This window comes from Leeuwenhoekiella sp. ZYFB001, from assembly GCF_011784865.1.
GTDB classification, from domain to species: domain Bacteria; phylum Bacteroidota; class Bacteroidia; order Flavobacteriales; family Flavobacteriaceae; genus Leeuwenhoekiella; species Leeuwenhoekiella palythoae.
Genome location: NZ_CP050460.1, coordinates 2,603,458 through 2,624,209, shown reverse-complemented (window position 1 = coordinate 2,624,209; position 20,752 = coordinate 2,603,458). Strand labels below are relative to the sequence as shown.

Genomic DNA, 20,752 nt, shown 5'->3' with positions numbered 1-20,752 from the left:
CCCCTTTCTATTTGGATGGCTAGTTCAAATAAATAATCTTAATTACCGGGCACAATTTCAAAAGAGAAAATATTGCAGAAACGTCCGGGTGTTTGTCCCCATTGTGTGGTTACCTGACCGATGGTAATGGTTGTAGCTTCTTCTATGGTATAAGGAATGCTGTAGACTTCCGGGGTGCCGGAATTAGCAGTAGTATGTATGCGTTCGTAAGCAAGAACTTCGGCAGAGGTTGTTACATCAGCCACGTCAGGTAATGTTGTTCCTTTAGCGATCACAAAATAAGCACCGCCTTCATCACTCTCACTGTGGTTACTATCTCTTACAGAAACTTCTAACGCAAATTCGCCGGGACCGGTCATTATTGATTGGTAAACTTTTCCATTCGTGATAGCAGGAGCTCCCCAGCCAGATTCAATATTAAAAATATTGTTATTCCACTCATCCCAACCGCCGTGACCGTTATGAATAAGTACGGGATCTGTAGTGGTCCAATCTTCCAGAATTCCCCAGCGACCGCTTATGGAGCTTGCCGCAAAAGGTACAGCAGCATTTACGAGTTTAGGAAACTCAATAGGCATATAGCTCGCATTGTCTGTATAAAACGTATCGATAGCCACAGGAGAGGGCACAAATACGCTGCGATAGCTGTACGACGTACCCGCTTTGAAGTCTGTGATTTTAAGATCGTTTTTACTCACCGGAATAAAAAGCTCTTCCTGGGAACCTTCGGTAGTTTCATAATTGAGTTGTGTGCCAATGACACCGGTACTTAAATCCATCTCACCAAATTCTATAGTTAACGAACTTTCTTCAAGAACATTGGCGTTAACAGGACGATTGAATAGAAGGTTGCTGTAATTATCGCCGTAAACTTCTGAGCCTCCTTTTAAGAGGATAGAGCCATCTCCGGCGGCGGTTACTGTTTGCACTTCAAATGCATAAAATTTTTCATCTAGGTTTTCGATATACGTTGAGATTTGCTGCGCTTCAGAAGAAGAGGAGACCGCAATGGTCTTGGAGTCTGATTGCTCATTCCAGTAAATTCTAATTTCAGCAATATCGGCATTGGCAGGAACTGTTCCTTCTACAAAAACTCGGTTTTTTCCTGGTTTGACCGAAAAGGATTGCAGCTGAGCAACCGTAGCTTCTTCCGGTTCTACCGGTAAGGTGTCGTCTGAATCACAAGATACCATACAGGTGCTTCCAAGTGCCAGAAAACTCAAAATGAAAAAAGGATGTAAGCGTAATTTTAATTTCATGTGTACTACGTATGATTAAACTTTATTAACGATATCGATTGCGAAGATCAAGGTGTTCGCTCATATCCCCGTAAAATTAATTAAGGGTTTGCATTTGTCTAACCTGTAGTGTCCTGCTTAAATCAACTGAAATTCAAAGGATTATTTGAATAATTGGAGAAGCGTACTTCAAGCAAGCGTTTGAAAAGTCATTTACTTTTGCCTGATCACGTCGCCCATAATGTAATCTTCGATCGTGATGCTTTGATCATTGCTATGCAATACACTTATTTCTCCGGTAGTTTCTAAAATCACCGCTTTTACCTGACTCAATCTGATTACATTGGCTTCACGTAATTTTGACTGCAATTCGGCCTGAGTCACTTTACTGGCTTTCATATTTTCTTCTAATATTTGACCGTTTTCCATCAGCAGCAAGGGATCGTTGTCAATAAGATCTTCAGCTTTTTTTGACTTGAAGCGTAATAGGGTTACCGCGTAATTCAAAGCAAAAAGTGCGAGTAATATAAAAGCTCCCAGAAGAATTGCCGGTTTACTCGAGTTGATGCTCATCCCAATAATATTACCAATGGCAACTGTGATGACAAAGTCAAAGCCGGTCATTTTGCTGAAACTTTTCAGTCCAAAAATTCGCGTCAATACTACAACGAGCAAGAAAATAAAAAGTGTCCCCAGAAAAACGTCAGGGATCATAGTTAAGTTTTTGAAAAAGTAAGAAGTATCCATAGTAGCGTGGTTAGATTGCGTTTGAAGTTACTTATTCAAGCCGCTGCAATCGCTTTTAGCGCTATTAAATAATTTCTAAAGCGTAGCTAAGATTTTGCCAAAATCACCGCTTGATACGGTTCAAGCTGTAGCTCGTTAGCTTGTTTATTCAAATTAGAATAATTGTTGATTTTTAGCTCTGAAAAGTTGCCGAGCTCTTCAAGTGTTACCGAAACTTTTTCTTTGCTAAAATTGAGCATAACAAGAAACTGCTCGTCTCCTAAACTGCGTGTGTACGCATATACTTGCGGATGTTCGGGTAATAGAAGCTCGTAGTCTCCATAAATCAAGATATCTGATTCTTTTCTTAGAGCAGTCATCTTTTTAAAATGATTTAATACCGAATTTTCATCGGCTAGTTCTGCTTCGGTATTTACGTCAATATAATTGGGATTTAAAGGCAGCCAAGGATTCCCGGAGGTAAAGCCTGCATGTTCTGAAGCATCCCATTGCATCGGAGTTCTGCCATGGTCGCGGGAGCCAAAGCGTAAATTCTGCATAAAAGTTTCCATATCTTCACCTTGACTTTTTGCTTTTTTGTATCCGTTAATGGCGGCGATATCTTGGTAATCTTCAATATTTTGAAGTTTAGGATTATTGGTCATTCCCAATTCGTCCCCAAAATAACAATAGGGTGTACCACGCATACTTAAAATAAACGTGTTGAGCATTTTTGCAGATGGAGCACGATACGGCAGACTGTCATTTGCATACCTACTTACCATACGGGCTTGGTCGTGATTTGACAAGAAAATAGAAATCCACCCTTTGTCTGCAAAAGCACTGTCCCATTTTGAGGAGGTTTCTTTAAAAGTTGAAAGTTCATACCCTTCTGCTTTAGGAATATCGACTCCGTCAAAGGCGTATGCCATATTGATCTCGTTGCGGTCTGCATCAACGAGTTCGTGTGCTTCTTCAAGCGTTCTACCTGCGCCTTCGGCCACGCTCATCACGTCATATTTGCTAAAAACTTGCTCATTCATTTCCTTTAAATAATCGTGAAGACCATCTTGCATGGCGTAATACTGAATGAAGTTTTTCTCAAAACCTTTAGGAAACTCAGGAAATGTGGTGTCTTTTGCTGCAAACTGAAATGCATCAAGTCTAAAACCATCAACACCTTTTTCTGCCCAATACGTCATAATATCGTAAACTTCTTGCCGCACTTTTGGATTCTCCCAATTTAAATCAGGTTGTTTTTGAGAGAAGTAATGCAGATAGTAGGCGTTGGTTTTTTCGTCATACTTCCAAGCGTTTCCTTCTGCATCAAAAAGACTATAACGGTAATGTGGTTCTCCTTTTTCTGCCGGCCACCAGTGGTAATAATCGCGATAAGGGTTGTCTCGAGAGCTTCGACTTTCTTTAAACCAAGGGTGTTCATCGCTGCTGTGATTTACTACAATATCCATCACGAGCTTTATGTCTCTGGCGTGCATCTCAGAAAGCATCGTGTCAAAATCTTCCATAGTGCCAAAATCACTCATTATGTTTCTATAATCGCTCACATCATACCCGTTATCATCATTGGGCGAACTATAAATCGGATTAAGCCATACCGCCGTAACTCCAAGATCTTTCACGTAGTCTAGCCGGTTGATGATTCCTTGTAAATCTCCTACACCATCACCATCAGTGTCTTGGAAACTTCTCGGGTAAATTTGATAAACGATGGCTTCTTTCCACCATTTTTTGTCAATGGATTGCTCTGGTTCTGTTGAGGTATTTGACGTTTTTTTATTTTCATTACAGCTTACAATGACAGAAAGTAGCAAACTAAAAAGTAGAAGTTTTTTCATAGTAATCTTTTAAACAGTGGTTGTAAATTCAAGGTGTGAATTTTTGTCTTGAACTGTTAGTTCATTCAAAATCAGGTTTAAAATACTATTTTTAGAAGTCGCTACAACGATTTCGGTATCTTTTTTAAAGCATTTAAAATTATAATTGCTCGTTTCTCTAAACCCTTTTATAAGCGTATTTTTGTGCGAAAGATTCAATTATGACACCAGTTAAGGCGTGGGTTTCTGCAGCCCGACTTCGTACTTTGCCGCTTTCCGTTTCAGGGATTATTGTAGGGAGCGCAATGGCGTATAACTCTGGATTTTTCAGATGGGATATTTGTATTCTGGCGTTATTGGCAACTTTAGGATTTCAGATTCTATCTAATTTCGCCAATGATTATGGCGATGGTGTTAAAGGGACCGATAATCACGAACGCATTGGTCCGGCAAGAGCAATGCAAAGCGGACTGCTTACAGCTAAGCAATTAAAAAACGGAATGGTTTTTACCGCTTCGGTAACGCTTTTGATCAGTATCGCACTTATTTATACCGCATTTGGCTCAGAACGCTTTTTAGAATCTGTGTTGTTTTTTGTGTTGGGTTTGTTGGCCATTCTTGCTGCCGTAAAATACACAGTTGGTAAAAGTGCTTACGGATATATGGGACTTGGAGATTTGTTTGTATTTATCTTTTTTGGCCTTGTCGCGGTGGCAGGGAGTTACTACTTATATGCAGCACAGCTAAATGCTGTTGTTTTTCTTCCGGCATTAACTGTTGGCTTTTTGAGCATAGCGGTCTTGAACCTTAACAATATGAGAGATCGGTTGAGTGACGCGCGTGCAAAAAAGAATACATTGGCGGTTTTTCTAGGGCCAAAAAAATCGAAGTTCTATCACTACTTTTTAATCGTGGGAGCACTAGTGGCGAGTTTACTGTTTTTTCATTTTACCAATACCTATTTATGGTCTGTAATTGCCTGTGTTGTTTTTATTCCTTTAGGAAAACATCTGGCGTATGTGGCGCAAAATGAAAGTCCGGCGTTGTTAGATCCTGAACTCAAAAAGGTCGCATTGGCCACGTTTTTCTTTTCGGTCTTATTTACCTTAGGATTTTTATTTTAAATCGTTTTTTAACGAAAACTTATAGTTAGGGATTTTCTGTTGTGCTTTAGCTTATCGAAATTTAGTTGCAAAAATTTACAACTATGAAAATTACTTATTACGGGCAAAACTGTTTTGGCTTTGAAACCAAGGAAGCCACGATTCTTACAGATCCCTTTATAACCGGAAACGAACTCGCTAAAGATAAAATAGACATCGCAGATCTTAATCCGGATTATATTTTTCTAACCCACGCACACCAAGATCATACCTTAGATGCTGAGACTATCGCAAAACAAGCGGATGCGATCATCGTAAGTAATTTTGAGATCGCTAATCATTACGGCGAAAAAGGTATTGAAACGCACCCGATGAATCACGGCGGAAGCTGGAAATTTCCATTCGGTAAAGTAAAATATGTAAATGCCATTCACACAAGCTCATTTCCTGACGGAAGCTACGGCGGGCAACCCGGTGGTTTTGTGTTCAGCATAGATGATAAAACCATTTATATGGCAGGCGATACTGCACTTACGATGGATATGAAACTGATTGGGATGGAGTTTGATCTTGATCTGGCGATCCTACCTATTGGTGACAATTTTACAATGGGGATCAAAGATGCTGTTTTAGCCAGTGACTTTATCGAATGCAACAACATCATAGGATGTCATTATGATACCTTTGGCTATATAGAGATTGATCACGAAGGCGCTAAAAAAGCCTTTGACGCCGTCGAAAAACAACTTACCCTTTTAGAAATAGGAAGTTCGTACGAACTCTAAACACGTGATTTTTGACAGCATCTTATAAAAAATTCATTTTAAATTTTAAACGCCCCAGCGGAACTTCGCGGGGCGTTATGAATATTAAAGAGACCTGGTTTCTTAAAATCGAAGAGCTAGATAAAGTCGGTTTTGGAGAATGTGGGATTCTGCGTGGTCTTAGCATTGATGATCGTCCTGACTATGAAGACACACTAAAATGGGTTTGCGAAAACATTCACCTGGGAGAAGAAACGCTTTATGAGCGGCTTACTGACTTTCCCAGTATTCAATTTGGCTTAGAAATGGCTTTTAGATCATTTCACGCTAAAAATCCTTTTGAACTTTTTCCTTCTGCATTTACGCAGGGAAATAGCGGGATTGCCATCAATGGTCTCATCTGGATGGGATCGCCTGAATATATGCAAGACCAGATTACCGAAAAACTCTCGGCAGGATTTGATTGCATTAAAATGAAGATTGGAGCCATCGATTTTGATGCTGAAATTGAACTGCTTCAGGGAATTCGAGACCGTTTCCCGAAAGAAAAAATTACGCTGCGTGTCGATGCTAATGGTGCTTTTGCTCCAGCCGAAGCATTACAGAAGCTTGAGCGTCTTGCTGCTTTAGATTTACATTCTATAGAGCAGCCTATCAAACAGCAACAGGAAGATGCGATGGCACAGTTATGCGCAAAAACACCTTTGCCGATTGCGTTAGATGAAGAATTGATAGGTGTTTTTGGTTATGCTAAGCAAAAGGAGCTATTGCAAAAAATAAAATCTCAATATATTATTTTAAAACCCAGCTTAGTAGGTGGTTTCCGCGGATGCGATACTTGGATTCAACTGGCAGAAGAGCAGGGCATAGGATGGTGGATCACTTCGGCATTAGAAAGCAATATTGGGCTCAATGCCATTGCACAATACACCTATACTAAAAGCACTAGTATTCCACAAGGTTTGGGTACTGGTGCGTTATACACAAATAATGTATCTTCCCCATTAGAAATTAAACACGGTGAATTGTGGTATATGCCTGAGAATCGCTGGAGTTTTCAATTTTAATTTATGTTTATAGCACAGGCGTATAAAGCATTACACGAGTTCTGGAGATATCTTGTAGGTTCAGTTCTTATAATTGCTGCATCAACTATAGGTCAAATACCATTTACTCTCGCCATTCTAGGAAAACTATGGATGGATAATCAAGGTAGTCCTGAAGAATTAGGAAATGCAATGGGCAGTCTTGATCAAGCTACGCTGATGGGTGTATTGGATAAAAACTTAACCTTGTTCTTATTGTTATTATCTTTTGTATTTGCTCTAGGAGGTGTTTTTCTTGCTGTAAAATATCTGCATAAGCAGAAGATGAAAGATATTATCACTACGCGTAAAAAATTTGACTGGGGACGGGTATGGTTTGCGTTTATAATGATTACCATTTACACAATAGGGACAACTTTACTTTCCTATTATATAGCTCCGGAAGAGTTTGAGGTCACCTTTGACTTGATTCCATTTTTAATTTTATGTGTGGTTGCTATTCTTTTTGTGCCCATACAAACCAGCGTAGAAGAGTTCGTTTTTAGAGGATATTTAATGCAAGGATTTGGGGTTTTAGCAAAAAACAGATGGTTTCCTTTAGTGATGACTTCCTTTATTTTTGGAGGCTTACACTATTTTAATCCAGAAATTGGTGCTATGGGTGACATTGTAATGGTATTTTATTTCGGTACCGGTTTGTTACTTGGAATAATGACCTTGATGGATGAAGGAATGGAACTTGCCTTAGGCTTTCACGCAGCAAACAATTTAATTTCAGCGTTATTAGTTACCGCTGATTGGACAGCCTTTCAAACCTATTCTATTTTCAAAGACATCTCTGATCCCACCGCCGGAATTGTAGATGTATTGCCCGTTTTTATAATTTATCCTATCTTTTTAGGGATTTTGGCTTATAAGTATAAATGGACCGGTTGGAAAGAGAAACTCTTCGGTCCTGTTGAAAAACCAAAAGAAACACAACTTGAAGATAATTTAGTGCCTGATTAAATTTGATGTGATGTCTAAATATCCTGTACACCCCGAATTTCAACTCAACGGAATGTCTCTAAAAGCTACCGGCTTACGAGAATTTGCTCAAGAAATTCAGAAAACAGGAGAGCTTTATGAGCAAGAATTAGGAGAATTTATTCTAGACTGGCTTAATGATAAAGACTACGTACTCGTCAATACTTCGGGATCTACCGGTGCGCCAAAAAGCATCAAATTGCTTAAAAAGCATATGGTTAACAGTGCCAAAGCTACCGGCAAACGCTTTGATCTCGAAGCAGGGGCAACTGCCTTACATTGCTTGCCTACTCGATTTATAGCAGGTAAAATGATGTTGGTGCGAGCAGTGATTTTAGGTTGGAAACTTGATGTGGTACCGCCTAAATCCAACCCGTTAGATCAGGTATTAAAGCGTTATGATTTTTCGGCAATGACACCTTTTCAGCTTGATAATAGTATTGCTAGAATGCATCTGCTGGCTAAACTCATTGTAGGTGGCGGTCCGTTTTCACAAACCTTGAAAGAATTGGTTCAGGATTGCCCAACCAAGATCTACGAGACTTACGGCATGACCGAAACGATCACCCATATTGCGGTACGTCGTGTAAATTCAAAGAAAAATAGAGAAGGGGAGCCGCCGTTTAAAACCCTGAGCAAGGTGACGGTAAGCAAAGACGAGCGGGGTTGTCTGGTGATCAAAGCACCCAGAGTGGCCACAGATCCTATCGTTACGAACGATCTGGTAGATCTTATATCCTATAAAAAGTTTCACTGGCTGGGCCGCATAGATAACGTGATCAACAGTGGTGGGATTAAACTTTATCCGGAGTCGATTGAAAAAAAACTGGCCCATCAAATAGATGTTCCATTTATTATTGGTGCCGAAGAAGATGCGGTTCTTGGTGAGAAATTGATCTTGGTTATCGAGTGTGATAGTTTTGATGCTTCTCGCCTCAACTTTGAAGTTTTAGGTAAGTATGAAACGCCAAAACGTATCTACTGTACGCCAAAATTTATTCGCACAAATAACGGTAAGGTCAAGCGTGGCGCTACGCTTAAATCCCTCACGGCAGCCGAAGAGATTTAGGCACAATTTGTGTTTATGCCTTAACACAGAACATTCTCAGATTTAAAACGAACTTATTATCTTTGGCAAAATTTTATATTATGCGCTATCTTTTTATCATCGCAATCACTTTATTTTCAATGCAATCTATCTATGCTCAGTACGGTTACGGTAGGGGATATGGTGGTTATGGAGGCTATGGCCGCAGTCGTATGGGAAGTATGATGGGAGCCAGTCAAACGCCACAAGGTCCTACGGAGGAACCTCCAACTGCTGCTGAAATTGCTGAAGAGCGTTTGCCTGATTATGTAGCAGAATTTGAACTCGATCCTTTTCAGACTGAAGTTCTTCGCACATATTTAGAAGATTATTTCAATAAGGTAATGGGGCTTCAAAAAGATGAAACCAAAGATGCCGAAACGATGCGTAAAGATTTTGAGCGTATGCAAAATGAATTTAAAGCAGATCTTAAATCAATCCTCACAGAAGAAGAAGTAGAAAAACTCATAGCGATGGATTTCTCAAATTCGGCGGTGCGGAAACGAAAGAAAAACCGTGATAATTAAATCATTATAACCAGCATTGAGATTTACCGATTTTTAGTCTAATTGAATCTCAAAACGGAATTTAAAAGGTGCCTAGAGCACCTTTTTTTATTGGGGTTTAATACGTAATTTAGAGTTGATTTTAAACTCTTATAATGCGTAAAATACTTCTCCTACTTGTTTGCCTTTTCTTCTTAAATATACCTTTTTCTTACAGTCAGATTTTACCGGAACGCGACCGGGCAGTGCTCGTTGACAAAATTCTTTCTGAGCGTTTTAAGCGGGTTTTACCTGATGTGATGTCGCGCAGCGGCATTGATATGTGGGTGCTCATTACACGAGAATATAATGAAGATCCGGTAGTGCGTACGATGTTGCCGGCAACGTGGCTCAATGCAAGAAGACGCACGATGCTTGTATTCTATTGGGATGAAGAGCGCTTTAAGTTAGAAAAACTGGCGGTGGCGCGATATAATATTGGCGACAACATTACTTCGGCGTGGGATAAGGAAAAGGAGCCGGATCAATGGAAAGCGTTGATGGAGCTTATTACAAAATACAATCCGCAAAAAATAGGCTTAAATTACTCTGATAACTACGGAATTGCAGACGGAATTTCAAAAACAGATTATGAGCTGTTTATGAATGCACTTCCCGAAAACTATAAGAACAAGGTTGTTTCAGCTGAAGATCTTGCCGTAGGTTGGATCGAAACCCGTACAGCTCTTGAAATGCAATTGTTTGAAGAATTGGTGGGGATCACGCACGATATTATTCAAGAGGCATTTAGTTCAAAAGTAATTACACCGGGAAAAACAACCACCGAAGACGTGGTGTGGTTTCTAAGACAAAAAGTTACCGATATGGGACTGGAGACTTGGTTTCACCCTACTGTGGACCTTCAACGTGACAGCGAACCTTTGGAAAGTCATATTACTGCCTTTACTAATCACAGCGAAGGCCAAGTAATTCAGCCGGGAGATTTATTGCATTGTGATTTTGGGATCACCTATTTAGGCTTAAATACAGATTGTCAGCAACACGCTTATGTCTTAAAAGATGGTGAAACTCAAGCCCCGGAATTTTTAAGGGAAGCGTTTAAAAAAGGAAATCAACTTCAAGACATATTAACCGGTAATTTCGCAACCGGAAAGTCGGGTAATGCAATTTTAAAAGAATCACTTGAAGAAGCTAAAAAAGCCGGACTTCAGCCTTCTATCTACACCCATCCACTAGGCTTGTATGGGCATTCTGCCGGGCCAACCATTGGGATGTGGGATGCACAAGAGGGTGTGCCGGGATCTGGTGATTACCCCTTGTATGAGAATACGATCTATGCGATAGAATTAAACACCACGGTGACGCTGCCGCAATGGGATAAAGACATTCGCATTATGCTCGAAGAAGATGGCTTTTGGGGTGCTAACGGATTCAAGTATATCAATCAACGTCAGGAAGCTTTGCTGCTGCTGAAATAAAGCATCTTTCTATTTTAGAGCACCGCTTCAGAATATGTTAGGCTTGCTGAGCGGTTAATTTTGCACGCTTTTTTCGCAGAAGCATTACACTAATTGATAATAATATTCCGCCAAAGGCGAGACAAGCACCTACTAATTCAGGAGCCGTATAGCCATAACCTGCAGCAATAGGTAAACCTCCTAAATAAGCGCCTACCGCATTGGCGATGTTAAATGCAGCTTGATTCACAGAAGAAGCAAGCATTTCAGACTCTTTAGCAGATTTGATCATCAACATTTGTATGGAAGGTGCAGTAGAAAACGCAAACGCGCCGGTAACAAATACCATCAACAACATCGCCCATTGAATAGGAGCGATCAGCGAAATGGTTATTAGACAAAGCGTCATCGCGCTCAGTAAAATGGCAGTAGCTTTTATTGGTGAAAACGTATCAGCGAGTTTCCCTCCCAGAACATTTCCGCAGGTCATTCCTAATCCTGCAAGCATTAAAATGAAGATCACCATATCATTGTCAAAGCCACTCACTTCAGTAAGCAGTGGGGTGATGTAGCTGTACCACGCAAAAAAACCACCGGTACCAATGGCAGTAATCCCTAATATAAGCCAGAGTTCTGTACGCTTAAAGATTTTCAATGCTTGTTTTATAGGAATAGGTTCTGACTTTTCAATCTTCGGAAGCCAGAATCGTATAGCTAAAACCGTAATCAGTCCTATTACAACTACGATCATAAAAGTGTAGCGCCACGAAATATTATGTCCTACGTAAGTCCCTAGCGGAATCCCAATGATATTGGCAACGGTAAGTCCGCTAAACATCATAGCCACGGCACTTGCTGCTTTTTCCTTTGCAACAAGCCTACTGGCGACAACAGCACCAACACCAAAAAACGCCCCGTGCGGTAAGCCCGAAAGTAATCTTGAGATCAGCATCAGTCCGTAGCTTGAAGCAAATACAGATAATGAGTTAAAAACGGTAAAGGCTATCATTAGCGAAAAAAGAATCTTTTTAGGCGAATAGTTGCCTGCGATTCCCACAAGTATTGGTGCGCCAATAACTACGCCTAGCGCGTAAGCAGAAATAAAATGACCTGCCTGCGGAATGGTAATATTCAAGTCTTTAGCAACGTCAGGTAGAATACCCATCATCACAAACTCAGTCATACCAATACCAAAACCACCTATTGCTAACGCGATCAGACTCTTTTTAAACATGTAAAGTGTTTTTAATTACCTGTCAAACCAAATGACAGGATACAATCTGGCAAAGATAGGATAGTTATTTGGGCTTTAACTATGTTGACTTAACCGATTTAGTCACTAAAAAAGTGCAAAATACAACAGGTGTCTTTTAGAATGTTAAGTTTGTGGAGGTTGCCTGCTAAACTTGAATTACTCCTAAATTGAATTTCTTTTCAATAGGAGCGTGGTTAGCAGCTTCAATACCGGTAGAAATCCATTTACGCGTATCTAATGGATCAATAATGGCGTCAGTCCAAATTCTGGAAGCTGCATAATAGGGCGAAACCTGCTCATCGTAGCGTGCTTTGATTTTGTCGTAAAGTTCTTTTTCAACTTCGGGCGTAATCTCTTTACCCTGCTTTTTGAGGGAAGCCGTCTCGATTTGAAGTAAAACTTTTGCAGCGCTATTTCCGCTCATAACTGCCAATTCCGCCGAGGGCCAAGCAGCGATCAGTCGGGGATCATAAGCTTTTCCGCACATCGCATAATTTCCGGCACCGTAAGAGTTACCAACTACAATGGTGAATTTAGGAACCACGCTATTACTAACGGCATTAACCATTTTCGCTCCATCTTTAATAATGCCACCGTGCTCACTTTTGCTTCCCACCATAAAACCGGTAACATCTTGTAAGAACACCAGCGGTATTTTTTTCTGATTGCAATTGGCTATAAAACGAGTGGCTTTGTCTGCACTGTCGCTGTATATCACTCCGCCAAACTGCATCTCGCCTTTTTTGGTTTTTACGATCTTACGTTGATTGGCCACAATGCCTACCGCCCAGCCGTCAATGCGCGCATAGGCGGTAATGAGCGTTTGACCATATCCTTCTTTGTATTCTTCAAATTCAGAATTATCAACCAGCCGCTTTATGATTTCGGTCATATCATATTGGTCGCTGCGTTTGGCAGGCAGGATTCCGTAGATATCTTGAGGATCTTCCTTAGGTTTAGCTGCATCAATACGGTTAAAACCGGCTTTTTCAAAATCACCAATTTTACCCATTATATTTTTGATTCGGGTGAGTGCATCCCGATCGTCTGTAGCTTTATAGTCGGTTACACCGCTAATCTCGCAGTGTGTGGTTGCGCCGCCCAGCGTTTCATTATCAATAGTTTCGCCAATGGCAGCTTTGACAAGGTAGCTTCCGGCGAGAAAAATACTTGCCGTTTTATCTACGATCATTGCTTCATCGCTCATAATAGGTAAGTAGGCACCCCCGGCGACACAACTGCCCATTACCGCACTTATTTGCGTAATGCCCATACTACTCATCACCGCGTTATTTCTAAAAATGCGGCCAAAATGCTCCTTATCAGGAAAAATCTCATCTTGCATTGGTAAATACACTCCTGCACTGTCTACCAAGTAAATAATGGGCAGTTTATTTTCGATACTAATCTCTTGCGCGCGTAAATTCTTTTTTCCGGTGATCGGGAACCAGGCACCTGCCTTTACCGTAGCATCATTAGCAACAACAATACATTGCTTACCGCTGATGTGGCCCATTTTGACCACCACACCACCACTGGGGCAGCCCCCGTGTTCTTCATACATCCCTTCTCCGGCAAAAGCGGCGATCTCAATGGCTTTTTCGGCGTCGTCCAATAAAAAATCAATACGTTCTCGAGCTGTTAATTTTCCTTTTTCATGATGTTTTGCGATGCGCTTTTCGCCACCACCCAATTGCACTTTAGCAAATCGGCGTTTTAAATCAGAAACTAAAAGTTTGTTATGGTCTTCGTTTTTATTGAACTTAATATCCATTGAAATAATATGTAAGAGTAGTTTTTAGATTGCTAAAAAATACTCGTGAAGTGTATTAATGTGTGTGAACGAAAATACGAAATCACGGGCTTATGAAATCGTTATACTTATGTGAAAAACGCGATATTTGCGTTTTAATGGAATTCCCGGTGATGCGTTGTACGCTTATGAAACTTAGGTTGTAGTATTGCATTCTGGGCTGTAACTTCCCAAAATAGAATAAATAAACGATTATGATGAATAAGAATACAGTATTGGGCTGGGCAACTTTTATAATGATTGTTGTAGGGCTTGGTCTTATTGCAATGGGCGCTTTTAAATATTCTGAAGTTGCCGGTTGGGGTTTTGCTTCGGTAGGTATTGGTTTTTTTGCAATCGCCTGGGTTTTTAATGCATTAAAAGGAAGGGTTTAATGGAAGAAGCACTTTTAAAAGAACAGCTTCTGAAACATCTCAAAGGGGGTGAAGCCTTTACTCCTGTTAGCGAGTTGCTAGATAAAATTTCTTTTAAAAAATCAGGAAAACGACCGTTAGGACTGCCGTATTCTTTTTACGAAGTTTTTTATCATATGGTCTATGCGCAAAAAGATATTTTAGACTTTTGCATTGCCGAAGAATATAATACGCCTTCTTGGCCTAAAGATTACTGGCCGGGGAGCAATACCGCTGCTACTAAAGAAGAATGGCAGGCATTGCAGCAGCAGTTTTATACAGATCAGGAAGCCTTGCGGGAGTTTATCGCTTCAACAGATTTGAGCCTGTTGGACACCCCTAAGCATGGCAAGGAACAAACCATAGTGCGTGAACTCGCGTTAGTCCTCGAGCATAATGCTTATCATACAGGCCAGCTTGCTATAATTCTTAGGTTATTGGGCTTACTATAACACGTATTTTTGCGTTAGGTACAACAGCATATTTTTAATTTTAGATTTAAACAAACGACTATGAGTGACGATAAAAAAATAATATTTTCAATGACCGGGGTGAGTAAAACCTTTCCCGGTGCCAATACTCCGGTACTTAAAAATATCTACCTGAGTTTTTTCTACGGAGCAAAAATTGGAATTCTGGGGCTTAACGGTTCGGGGAAATCTACCTTGCTCAAAATCATTGCTGGTATAGACAAGAACTATCAGGGCGATGTAACTTCAGATAAGGAGTTTTCTGTGGGATACTTAGAACAAGAACCGCAATTGGATGATGAGAAAACGGTACTTGAGGTGGTTAAAGAAGGAGTTGCAGATACCGTTGCGATCCTAGATGAATACAACCAGATTAATGATCAGTTTGGCTTAGAAGAAGTATATAGCGATCCTGATAAAATGGAAAAACTAATGAACCGTCAGGCGGTGCTTCAGGATGAGATAGATGCACGCGGGGCGTGGGAGTTAGATAATAAATTAGAGGTTGCGATGGATGCGTTGCGTACGCCTCCTGCTGATCAGAAGATCGGGGTGCTATCTGGTGGGGAGCGCCGTCGTGTAGCCCTTTGTAGACTGTTGCTTCAAGAACCTGATGTATTACTTCTTGATGAGCCTACCAACCACTTAGACGCAGAAAGCGTTCACTGGTTAGAGCATCATTTGGCGCAATATAAAGGGACGGTAATCGCTGTAACGCACGACCGTTACTTCTTGGATAACGTAGCCGGCTGGATTTTAGAACTTGACCGTGGAGAGGGAATTCCGTGGAAAGGAAACTACTCTTCTTGGTTAGATCAGAAATCCAAGCGTATGGCTCAAGAGCAAAAGCAGGCAAGCAAGCGTCAAAAAACATTAGAACGGGAGTTAGAATGGGTGCGTATGGCTCCAAAGGGGCGTCAAGCCAAGCAAAAGGCACGTTTGAGCAATTATGATAAATTACTTTCTCAGGATCAAAAACAAACCGATGAGAAATTAGAGATCTATATTCCTAACGGGCCGCGTTTAGGTACTAACGTGATCGACGCTAAAGGCGTGAGTAAAGCCTTCGGTGAAAAGTTGCTTTATGAAGATTTGAATTTTGTGCTTCCGCAGGCAGGAATCGTAGGTGTTATAGGTCCTAACGGTGCCGGTAAAACCACGATTTTTAAAATGATTATGGGAGAGACCGAGCCAGATAAAGGAGCGTTTACCGTAGGAGAAACTGCAAAGATCGCATACGTAGATCAGTCGCATAGTAATATTGATCCGGAGAAAACCATTTGGGAAAACTTCAGCGATAAGCAAGAACTGATTATGATGGGCGGGCGCCAAGTGAATAGTAGAGCGTATTTAAGCCGATTTAATTTTAGCGGAAGCGAGCAAAACAAAAAAGTAAGTATGTTGTCTGGTGGTGAGCGCAACCGCTTGCACTTAGCGATGACCCTTAAAGAAGAAGGGAATGTACTTCTACTTGATGAGCCTACTAACGACCTTGATGTAAACACGCTGCGTGCACTTGAAGAAGGTCTTGAGAATTTTGCAGGTTGCGCAGTAGTGATCTCTCACGACCGTTGGTTCTTAGACAGAATTTGTACGCATATTTTAGCTTTTGAAGGAGATAGCCAGGTGTATTTCTTTGAAGGTGGTTTTTCTGATTACGAAGAAAACAAGAAAAAACGTCTGGGCGGTGATCTCATGCCTAAACGTATCAAGTATAAAAAGCTGGTGCGATAATCTAAGCACTAAGTGTATTCAAAATCCTCACGTGATTCTTCGCGTGAGGATTTTTATTTTAAGTATTTTTAATCAGAATCATAAATCAATTTAGTGTGAGTCTTAAAGATTTAAAAGTCATTGCTTTTGACGCCGATGACACCTTATGGGTCAATGAAACCTTTTTTAGAGATGCCGAAGTGGCATTTGCCAAACATTTATCTGCTTATGGCGATGAGGATGAGATCGTTCAAAAACTTTTAGATACCGAAATAAAGAACCTGGACACCTATGGTTACGGCATTAAAGGGTTTACCTTATCTATGCTAGAAACGGCGCATAGATTAATGGGAGATCAAATGCAGGCCAATACGATAGATTTTATTCTCAATAAGGGGAAAGAGATGCTCGCTGAGCCGGTAGAATTGCTTCCGCATATAGAAGAGGTACTTGAGCAACTTGCTAAGAAATATAAACTTGTAGTAGCGACTAAAGGCGATCTGCTAGATCAAGAGCGCAAGTTGATTAAAAGCGGACTGATCGATTATTTTCATCACGTGGAGATCGTTTCTGACAAAAAGGAAACGCAATACAAAAAGCTAGTCAAGCATCTAGATATTGCGCCCCACGAATTTTTAATGATCGGTAATTCGTTAAAGTCTGATGTGATCCCGGTACTGGCTATGGGCGGTTATGCGTTTCATATACCCTTTCATACTACGTGGTCTCACGAGCAAGTAGATGATGAGATCAATCACTCCAAATTTAAAGCGCTTAAAAGTGCTTACGAACTTTTAGACCTCTTGTAATTGTTATTGCCTGCGCGGAAGAAAACTGCGCAGAATATAAATAAGCACAGCGATACCCAGACCAAAGAGTAAACCTTTGCCAAAACTGGGTTGAAAAAAACAGATAATGATCGCAAAAGCGGCTAAGACTGCAAACAAAATGGCCGCTCGTTTGTGTTCTTCTTTCATAGAATCAAAGATACAGATATGCGATTTTAATTATAAGGTATTAATAAAAAATTAAAAGAGCTGCATTAGTCTTTTTTGTATGTTTGACCCCGATTTCAAATGCAGGTTTTGCTGTTTTTTACGTTAAAAAACAGTAAATTAAGAGGTCTTTATGATCGCTTTTGTACACTTTTGAATCAGCTTTAACGTTAATATTTAAAACCGAATCTAATCAAAGCATTATTTATTTATGGAGAATGAAAATAAAAACACAGGTATAAAGATCGTTACCGGTATTCTAGCCGTACTTCTTGTGGTTGCCGGTGCATTTGCTATTAAACTGTACAATCAGGAAAAAAATACAAAAGCCGAACTGACCGAAGAAAAAGAACTGGTTCTTAATGATCTTAAACAAATGGTTACCAAGTACGACGCGGTAATTGAAGAGAACAATCTAAAAGATACCGAACTCAATCAGGCAAGAGATCGTATTCAAGTTTTGATCGATTCTGTACAGCAGATGGATGCGAGTATCTCTGTTTTACGTCGCTACCGTGATGAGGTGTATAAGCTTAAAAAAGAACGCGAATTTTTATTTGCGCAAAACGACAGCTTAAAAGGAATGAACAAAATGCTTGCGATGCGTGTTGACAGTACAAGCTACGAACTTGAAGTGTCAAAAATGAAGCGCGACAGTCTGGCGATGGTAAAAGAAGAGTTAGCTGAAAAAGTTGCCCTTGGCGCAAGTCTTGCTGCAAATAAATTGGTAGGAACGGGAGTCATTGTCAGAAACAGCGGGAAGCTTGTAGAAAACGACAATGCACGTCGTGTAGATCGCATCAGAGCGTGTTATACCGTACCGCAAAACCGTATCGCTGATGCCGGAGATAAGCAATTGTACGTTCAGGTTTTAGACCCTCAAAACAATATTTTAGGTGAAAATAAAACCGTTACGTTAGATAGTGTTACTTCGGTAACATACAGTGCGATCTCTAAATTTTACTATGAGAAAACCGCTTTAGATATCTGTGAGAACATCGCACCTAAAGGTGGCGAATTTGCAAAAGGTCTTTACAAGATCAACATCTTTGACGGTGGAAGAATGATCGCAACCACTAACTTGGTTTTAGATTAATCCTGTAATCATTCAGTATAAAAAAAGCTTCGGATAACCTCCGAAGCTTTTCTTTTTTAAGACTGTTTCTTTACATCTATTTTCCGCCATTGGCGCGTAAATCTTCTAAGCAGAACTCACCAAAAGTGGGTAGATTATTCATTGCAGTACTGGTCGCATCAGCAACCGTTTGAAAATACATCAGGCAATCTTCTTGATCACAATGTTTATTTGGAGTTTCGCCTCCATCGTCATCTGCAGTTTCATCTTCGTGGTCACGTACCATTTCTGTACCTAGATTCACTAAACCAAATAAATGCCCAAATTCGTGCTCGGTAGTAATGGTTTCCAGTTGTGTGAGGCTAGGTCCTGTAATGCCACGACTAAATTCTCTCAGTGTAGTACCAAAAATAATGCACGACGTATTGCGATAGGCAGTACCTAAAATGCGGCTGTTACCTTCATCGCTTTCAGAATTCTGATCGGCAAAAAATACCCAAACGCCTAAGGCATCGCCTTCGTTAAAAACGGTTCGGTTATCATTTTCGATCGCAACATATTCATCGCGGTTGAGCGATCCTACGCTCGTAGCGGGTACCACCGTTTCTGTAAAAGTCACACCGTTAGGTTTGTTTAGGCGCTCAGTAAAAAAGGATCTCAAATTACTTAGCGTAGTTTCTGAAGGTTTAAAACCATCTACATAAGCGATCTCTACATTCATTGACGTGAATTCTTCGGCGCTTAAAAAGTCTCTCGCCGAACTTCCCAAAGCTTGTTTGTTAGCCAGTGTAGGATCAGCAGGGGTGTTGTCGCTATCGCTTCCACTGGAACACGATAAAATTAAAAAGGTGAAAAGTAGGGTGAAGTAGGGGGTAATCTTGTGTAAAGTCATTGTTTAAATTTAAGTGCGGCTAAAATAACTAAACGTTTTAGCTTAAGGTCTTGTTGTATAGGGTTTATGATGTTTTTAATACTTACGTGGTTTTTTACGAAGTAGTTTTTATTAGTCTTGCAAGAAAATCATAATGCGGTCCGTCACAGATTTTTTCACACGTAAAACCTGCTTTTGTTGCTTCGGTTTTCAAGGTTTTGTAATCGAGGTATAACCAGTCAAACGCAGGAGAAGTTTGCTCTTTGTATTGAATTTTAAAAGTGACTTCGCCATAATAATCTCGGCTTGCATCACGCCAATAACTCCCGTCTTCTTCCTCATACATGAAAGCAATATCGCTTGAGTCTACAAGGATCTGGCCGCCCGGTTTGAGTAGGCTGCGTAAATGGGTTAAATATCCTTCGGTATTTTTAAGTGTTTGAAAAATACCGGTACCATTCATCATTAACAGCAGGGTGTCGTAACCGTTTTCATCATAATCCAATACATCAGAAACAACCGTATTTTTAACACCGCGATTTTTGCAAACTTCTATGGCACCTTCTGAGATGTCTAAGGCCAAAACATCAATACCCTTATCTTGAAGATAAAGCGAATGGCTGCCGGCGCAAGCGCCAATATCTAACGTTTTTCCTTGGGCGAGCTCGAGTGCTTTCTGTTCAACCAGAGGCATTTCTTCATAACTGCGGAAAAGATAAGGTACAGGTATCTCGTCATCTTCGGTAAGCGAGGAGATCACCGTAATGTCTTCTGTATAGTTTTCGTTATAAAAATCAAGAAGTGCTTGACCAAATATATCCGGGTTTTGAGAATCTTTTTCGGCCATAAACTAAGGGGGCTTTAAATGCTTATTTTTGCGGTATGGATGAATTTATTGAGCAGCTGCCCAATCTTGCCAAAGATAAGCATAAAGAGACTGCTGCCTATTTTAAAAAGCTGAAGCGAAAACCGCCCAAAGATTTGGATTATCAAATGCAGGAATTGCACGATGAGGAATTTGAGCGTACCGATTGTCTCACCTGCGCAAATTGCTGTAAGACTACTGGTCCGCTTTTTACCGATAGAGATATTTCCCGAATCGCGAAGCATTTTAGAATGAAAGACGCGCAATTTATAGATACTTATTTACGCATTGATGAAGACAACGATTATGTGCTGCAAGAAGTACCGTGTACCTTTCTGGGAGCAGATAATTACTGTATGATCTATGATGTGCGCCCAAAAGCCTGTGCCGAATTTCCACACACAGACCGAAAGAAATTTCAGCAAATCACAAATATCACTTTAAAGAATGTTGCTATTTGTCCGGCCGCGTATAACATTGTTGAGCAAATGAAAGAACGTATTAAACTCAAATAA

General features: G+C 40.4%; 21 protein-coding genes. 13 read left to right on the top strand and 8 right to left on the bottom strand.

The window, feature by feature from the left end:
- Window positions 1-38 precede the first annotated feature (38 nt).
- From HCN54_RS11265 to HCN54_RS11255, 3 genes are all read right to left on the bottom strand, one after another.
- Window positions 39-1,259 (bottom strand): DUF4998 domain-containing protein, encoded by a 1,221-nt coding sequence (locus HCN54_RS11265; RefSeq protein ID WP_167597868.1) that lies wholly within the window; start codon window positions 1,257-1,259, stop codon window positions 39-41.
- Between the two features lie 192 nt (window positions 1,260-1,451).
- A complete protein-coding gene (locus tag HCN54_RS11260; RefSeq protein WP_167597867.1) occupies window positions 1,452-1,985 on the bottom strand; it encodes a DUF421 domain-containing protein in 534 nt (177 codons plus the stop codon).
- An 86-nt stretch (window positions 1,986-2,071) separates the two neighbouring features.
- The gene (locus HCN54_RS11255; protein WP_167597866.1) at window positions 2,072-3,820 is read right to left on the bottom strand and encodes a glycoside hydrolase family 13 protein; all 1,749 of its coding nucleotides are present in this window, start codon (window positions 3,818-3,820) and stop codon (window positions 2,072-2,074) included.
- A gap of 200 nt (window positions 3,821-4,020) precedes the next feature.
- Here HCN54_RS11255 and menA point away from each other — a divergent pair, with 200 nt between their 5' ends.
- The 7 genes from menA to HCN54_RS11220 all read left to right on the top strand — a co-directional run bounded on the left by menA (window position 4,021) and on the right by HCN54_RS11220 (window position 10,809).
- Window positions 4,021-4,923, top strand: coding sequence for a 1,4-dihydroxy-2-naphthoate octaprenyltransferase (menA, locus tag HCN54_RS11250; protein ID WP_167597865.1), 903 nt, complete (start codon window positions 4,021-4,023; stop codon window positions 4,921-4,923).
- Between the two features lie 83 nt (window positions 4,924-5,006).
- The gene (locus HCN54_RS11245; protein WP_167597864.1) at window positions 5,007-5,687 is read left to right on the top strand and encodes a metal-dependent hydrolase; all 681 of its coding nucleotides are present in this window, start codon (window positions 5,007-5,009) and stop codon (window positions 5,685-5,687) included.
- An 11-nt stretch (window positions 5,688-5,698) separates the two neighbouring features.
- Window positions 5,699-6,733, top strand: coding sequence for an o-succinylbenzoate synthase (locus HCN54_RS11240; protein WP_167597863.1), 1,035 nt, complete (start codon window positions 5,699-5,701; stop codon window positions 6,731-6,733).
- 3 nt (window positions 6,734-6,736) lie between these two features.
- Window positions 6,737-7,720, top strand: a complete 984-nt coding sequence (locus HCN54_RS11235; protein WP_167597862.1) for a CPBP family intramembrane glutamic endopeptidase — start codon at window positions 6,737-6,739, stop codon at window positions 7,718-7,720.
- Between the two features lie 10 nt (window positions 7,721-7,730).
- Window positions 7,731-8,807: an AMP-binding protein gene (locus HCN54_RS11230; RefSeq protein ID WP_167597861.1), complete on the top strand. Its 1,077-nt coding sequence runs from the start codon at window positions 7,731-7,733 to the stop codon at window positions 8,805-8,807.
- Window positions 8,808-8,887: 80 nt separating this feature from the next.
- Entirely contained in the window at window positions 8,888-9,352 is a 465-nt protein-coding gene (locus HCN54_RS11225) for a hypothetical protein (protein ID WP_128755703.1), read from the top strand.
- 134 nt (window positions 9,353-9,486) lie between these two features.
- Window positions 9,487-10,809 carry a M24 family metallopeptidase gene (locus tag HCN54_RS11220; RefSeq protein WP_167597860.1) on the top strand — a complete coding sequence of 441 codons (1,323 nt, stop codon included), beginning with the start codon at window positions 9,487-9,489 and terminating at the stop codon, window positions 10,807-10,809.
- 37 nt (window positions 10,810-10,846) lie between these two features.
- On the opposite strand, the gene HCN54_RS11215 is transcribed toward HCN54_RS11220, so the two are convergent.
- Complete coding sequence (locus tag HCN54_RS11215) at window positions 10,847-12,022, bottom strand: MFS transporter (RefSeq protein ID WP_167597859.1); 1,176 nt, start codon at window positions 12,020-12,022, stop codon at window positions 10,847-10,849.
- Window positions 12,023-12,188: 166 nt separating this feature from the next.
- Window positions 12,189-13,817 (bottom strand): acyl-CoA carboxylase subunit beta, encoded by a 1,629-nt coding sequence (locus HCN54_RS11210; RefSeq protein WP_167597858.1) that lies wholly within the window; start codon window positions 13,815-13,817, stop codon window positions 12,189-12,191.
- 236 nt (window positions 13,818-14,053) lie between these two features.
- Between HCN54_RS11210 and HCN54_RS11205 the strand changes: the two genes are divergently transcribed.
- The 4 genes from HCN54_RS11205 (at window position 14,054) to HCN54_RS11190 (ending at window position 17,240) form a co-directional block, all read left to right on the top strand.
- The gene (locus HCN54_RS11205) at window positions 14,054-14,230 is read left to right on the top strand and encodes a CAL67264 family membrane protein (protein WP_225599925.1); all 177 of its coding nucleotides are present in this window, start codon (window positions 14,054-14,056) and stop codon (window positions 14,228-14,230) included.
- Window positions 14,230-14,700: a DinB family protein gene (locus HCN54_RS11200; RefSeq protein WP_167597857.1), complete on the top strand. Its 471-nt coding sequence runs from the start codon at window positions 14,230-14,232 to the stop codon at window positions 14,698-14,700. Before HCN54_RS11205 ends, HCN54_RS11200 begins: the two co-directional genes overlap by 1 nt.
- 60 nt (window positions 14,701-14,760) lie before the next feature.
- Window positions 14,761-16,452: an energy-dependent translational throttle protein EttA gene (gene ettA / locus HCN54_RS11195; RefSeq protein ID WP_167597856.1), complete on the top strand. Its 1,692-nt coding sequence runs from the start codon at window positions 14,761-14,763 to the stop codon at window positions 16,450-16,452.
- A gap of 95 nt (window positions 16,453-16,547) precedes the next feature.
- Window positions 16,548-17,240: an HAD family hydrolase gene (locus tag HCN54_RS11190; protein WP_167597855.1), complete on the top strand. Its 693-nt coding sequence runs from the start codon at window positions 16,548-16,550 to the stop codon at window positions 17,238-17,240.
- A 3-nt stretch (window positions 17,241-17,243) separates the two neighbouring features.
- Here the strand turns inward: HCN54_RS11190 and HCN54_RS11185 are convergent, their stop codons facing one another.
- Window positions 17,244-17,408, bottom strand: a complete 165-nt coding sequence (locus tag HCN54_RS11185) for a hypothetical protein (protein WP_164916934.1) — start codon at window positions 17,406-17,408, stop codon at window positions 17,244-17,246.
- A gap of 229 nt (window positions 17,409-17,637) precedes the next feature.
- Between HCN54_RS11185 and HCN54_RS11180 the strand changes: the two genes are divergently transcribed.
- Entirely contained in the window at window positions 17,638-18,522 is an 885-nt protein-coding gene (locus HCN54_RS11180) for a hypothetical protein (RefSeq protein WP_167597854.1), read from the top strand.
- Window positions 18,523-18,598: 76 nt separating this feature from the next.
- Here the strand turns inward: HCN54_RS11180 and HCN54_RS11175 are convergent, their stop codons facing one another.
- Both HCN54_RS11175 and HCN54_RS11170 read right to left on the bottom strand, forming a co-directional pair.
- Complete coding sequence (locus tag HCN54_RS11175) at window positions 18,599-19,393, bottom strand: membrane metalloprotease (RefSeq protein ID WP_167597853.1); 795 nt, start codon at window positions 19,391-19,393, stop codon at window positions 18,599-18,601.
- Between the two features lie 94 nt (window positions 19,394-19,487).
- On the bottom strand, window positions 19,488-20,219 hold the full coding sequence (locus tag HCN54_RS11170; protein WP_167597852.1) for a class I SAM-dependent methyltransferase: 732 nt from the start codon (window positions 20,217-20,219) through the stop codon (window positions 19,488-19,490).
- Window positions 20,220-20,254: 35 nt separating this feature from the next.
- On the opposite strand from HCN54_RS11170, the gene HCN54_RS11165 reads away from it, so the two are divergent.
- Window positions 20,255-20,752 carry a YkgJ family cysteine cluster protein gene (locus HCN54_RS11165; RefSeq protein ID WP_072983746.1) on the top strand — a complete coding sequence of 166 codons (498 nt, stop codon included), beginning with the start codon at window positions 20,255-20,257 and terminating at the stop codon, window positions 20,750-20,752.

Coding starts and splice junctions, on each gene's coding strand:
- HCN54_RS11175 (WP_167597853.1), bottom strand. CDS start 19,393: ATGACTTTACACAAGATTACCCCCTACTTCACCCTACTTTTCACCTTT.
- HCN54_RS11205 (WP_225599925.1), top strand. CDS start 14,054: ATGAATAAGAATACAGTATTGGGCTGGGCAACTTTTATAATGATTGTT.
- HCN54_RS11245 (WP_167597864.1), top strand. CDS start 5,007: ATGAAAATTACTTATTACGGGCAAAACTGTTTTGGCTTTGAAACCAAG.
- ettA (WP_167597856.1), top strand. CDS start 14,761: ATGAGTGACGATAAAAAAATAATATTTTCAATGACCGGGGTGAGTAAA.
- HCN54_RS11225 (WP_128755703.1), top strand. CDS start 8,888: ATGCGCTATCTTTTTATCATCGCAATCACTTTATTTTCAATGCAATCT.
- HCN54_RS11255 (WP_167597866.1), bottom strand. CDS start 3,820: ATGAAAAAACTTCTACTTTTTAGTTTGCTACTTTCTGTCATTGTAAGC.
- HCN54_RS11265 (WP_167597868.1), bottom strand. CDS start 1,259: ATGAAATTAAAATTACGCTTACATCCTTTTTTCATTTTGAGTTTTCTG.
- HCN54_RS11220 (WP_167597860.1), top strand. CDS start 9,487: ATGCGTAAAATACTTCTCCTACTTGTTTGCCTTTTCTTCTTAAATATA.
- menA (WP_167597865.1), top strand. CDS start 4,021: ATGACACCAGTTAAGGCGTGGGTTTCTGCAGCCCGACTTCGTACTTTG.
- HCN54_RS11165 (WP_072983746.1), top strand. CDS start 20,255: ATGGATGAATTTATTGAGCAGCTGCCCAATCTTGCCAAAGATAAGCAT.
- HCN54_RS11185 (WP_164916934.1), bottom strand. CDS start 17,408: ATGAAAGAAGAACACAAACGAGCGGCCATTTTGTTTGCAGTCTTAGCC.
- HCN54_RS11235 (WP_167597862.1), top strand. CDS start 6,737: ATGTTTATAGCACAGGCGTATAAAGCATTACACGAGTTCTGGAGATAT.
- HCN54_RS11200 (WP_167597857.1), top strand. CDS start 14,230: ATGGAAGAAGCACTTTTAAAAGAACAGCTTCTGAAACATCTCAAAGGG.
- HCN54_RS11260 (WP_167597867.1), bottom strand. CDS start 1,985: ATGGATACTTCTTACTTTTTCAAAAACTTAACTATGATCCCTGACGTT.
- HCN54_RS11230 (WP_167597861.1), top strand. CDS start 7,731: ATGTCTAAATATCCTGTACACCCCGAATTTCAACTCAACGGAATGTCT.
- HCN54_RS11210 (WP_167597858.1), bottom strand. CDS start 13,817: ATGGATATTAAGTTCAATAAAAACGAAGACCATAACAAACTTTTAGTT.
- HCN54_RS11215 (WP_167597859.1), bottom strand. CDS start 12,022: ATGTTTAAAAAGAGTCTGATCGCGTTAGCAATAGGTGGTTTTGGTATT.
- HCN54_RS11180 (WP_167597854.1), top strand. CDS start 17,638: ATGGAGAATGAAAATAAAAACACAGGTATAAAGATCGTTACCGGTATT.
- HCN54_RS11170 (WP_167597852.1), bottom strand. CDS start 20,219: ATGGCCGAAAAAGATTCTCAAAACCCGGATATATTTGGTCAAGCACTT.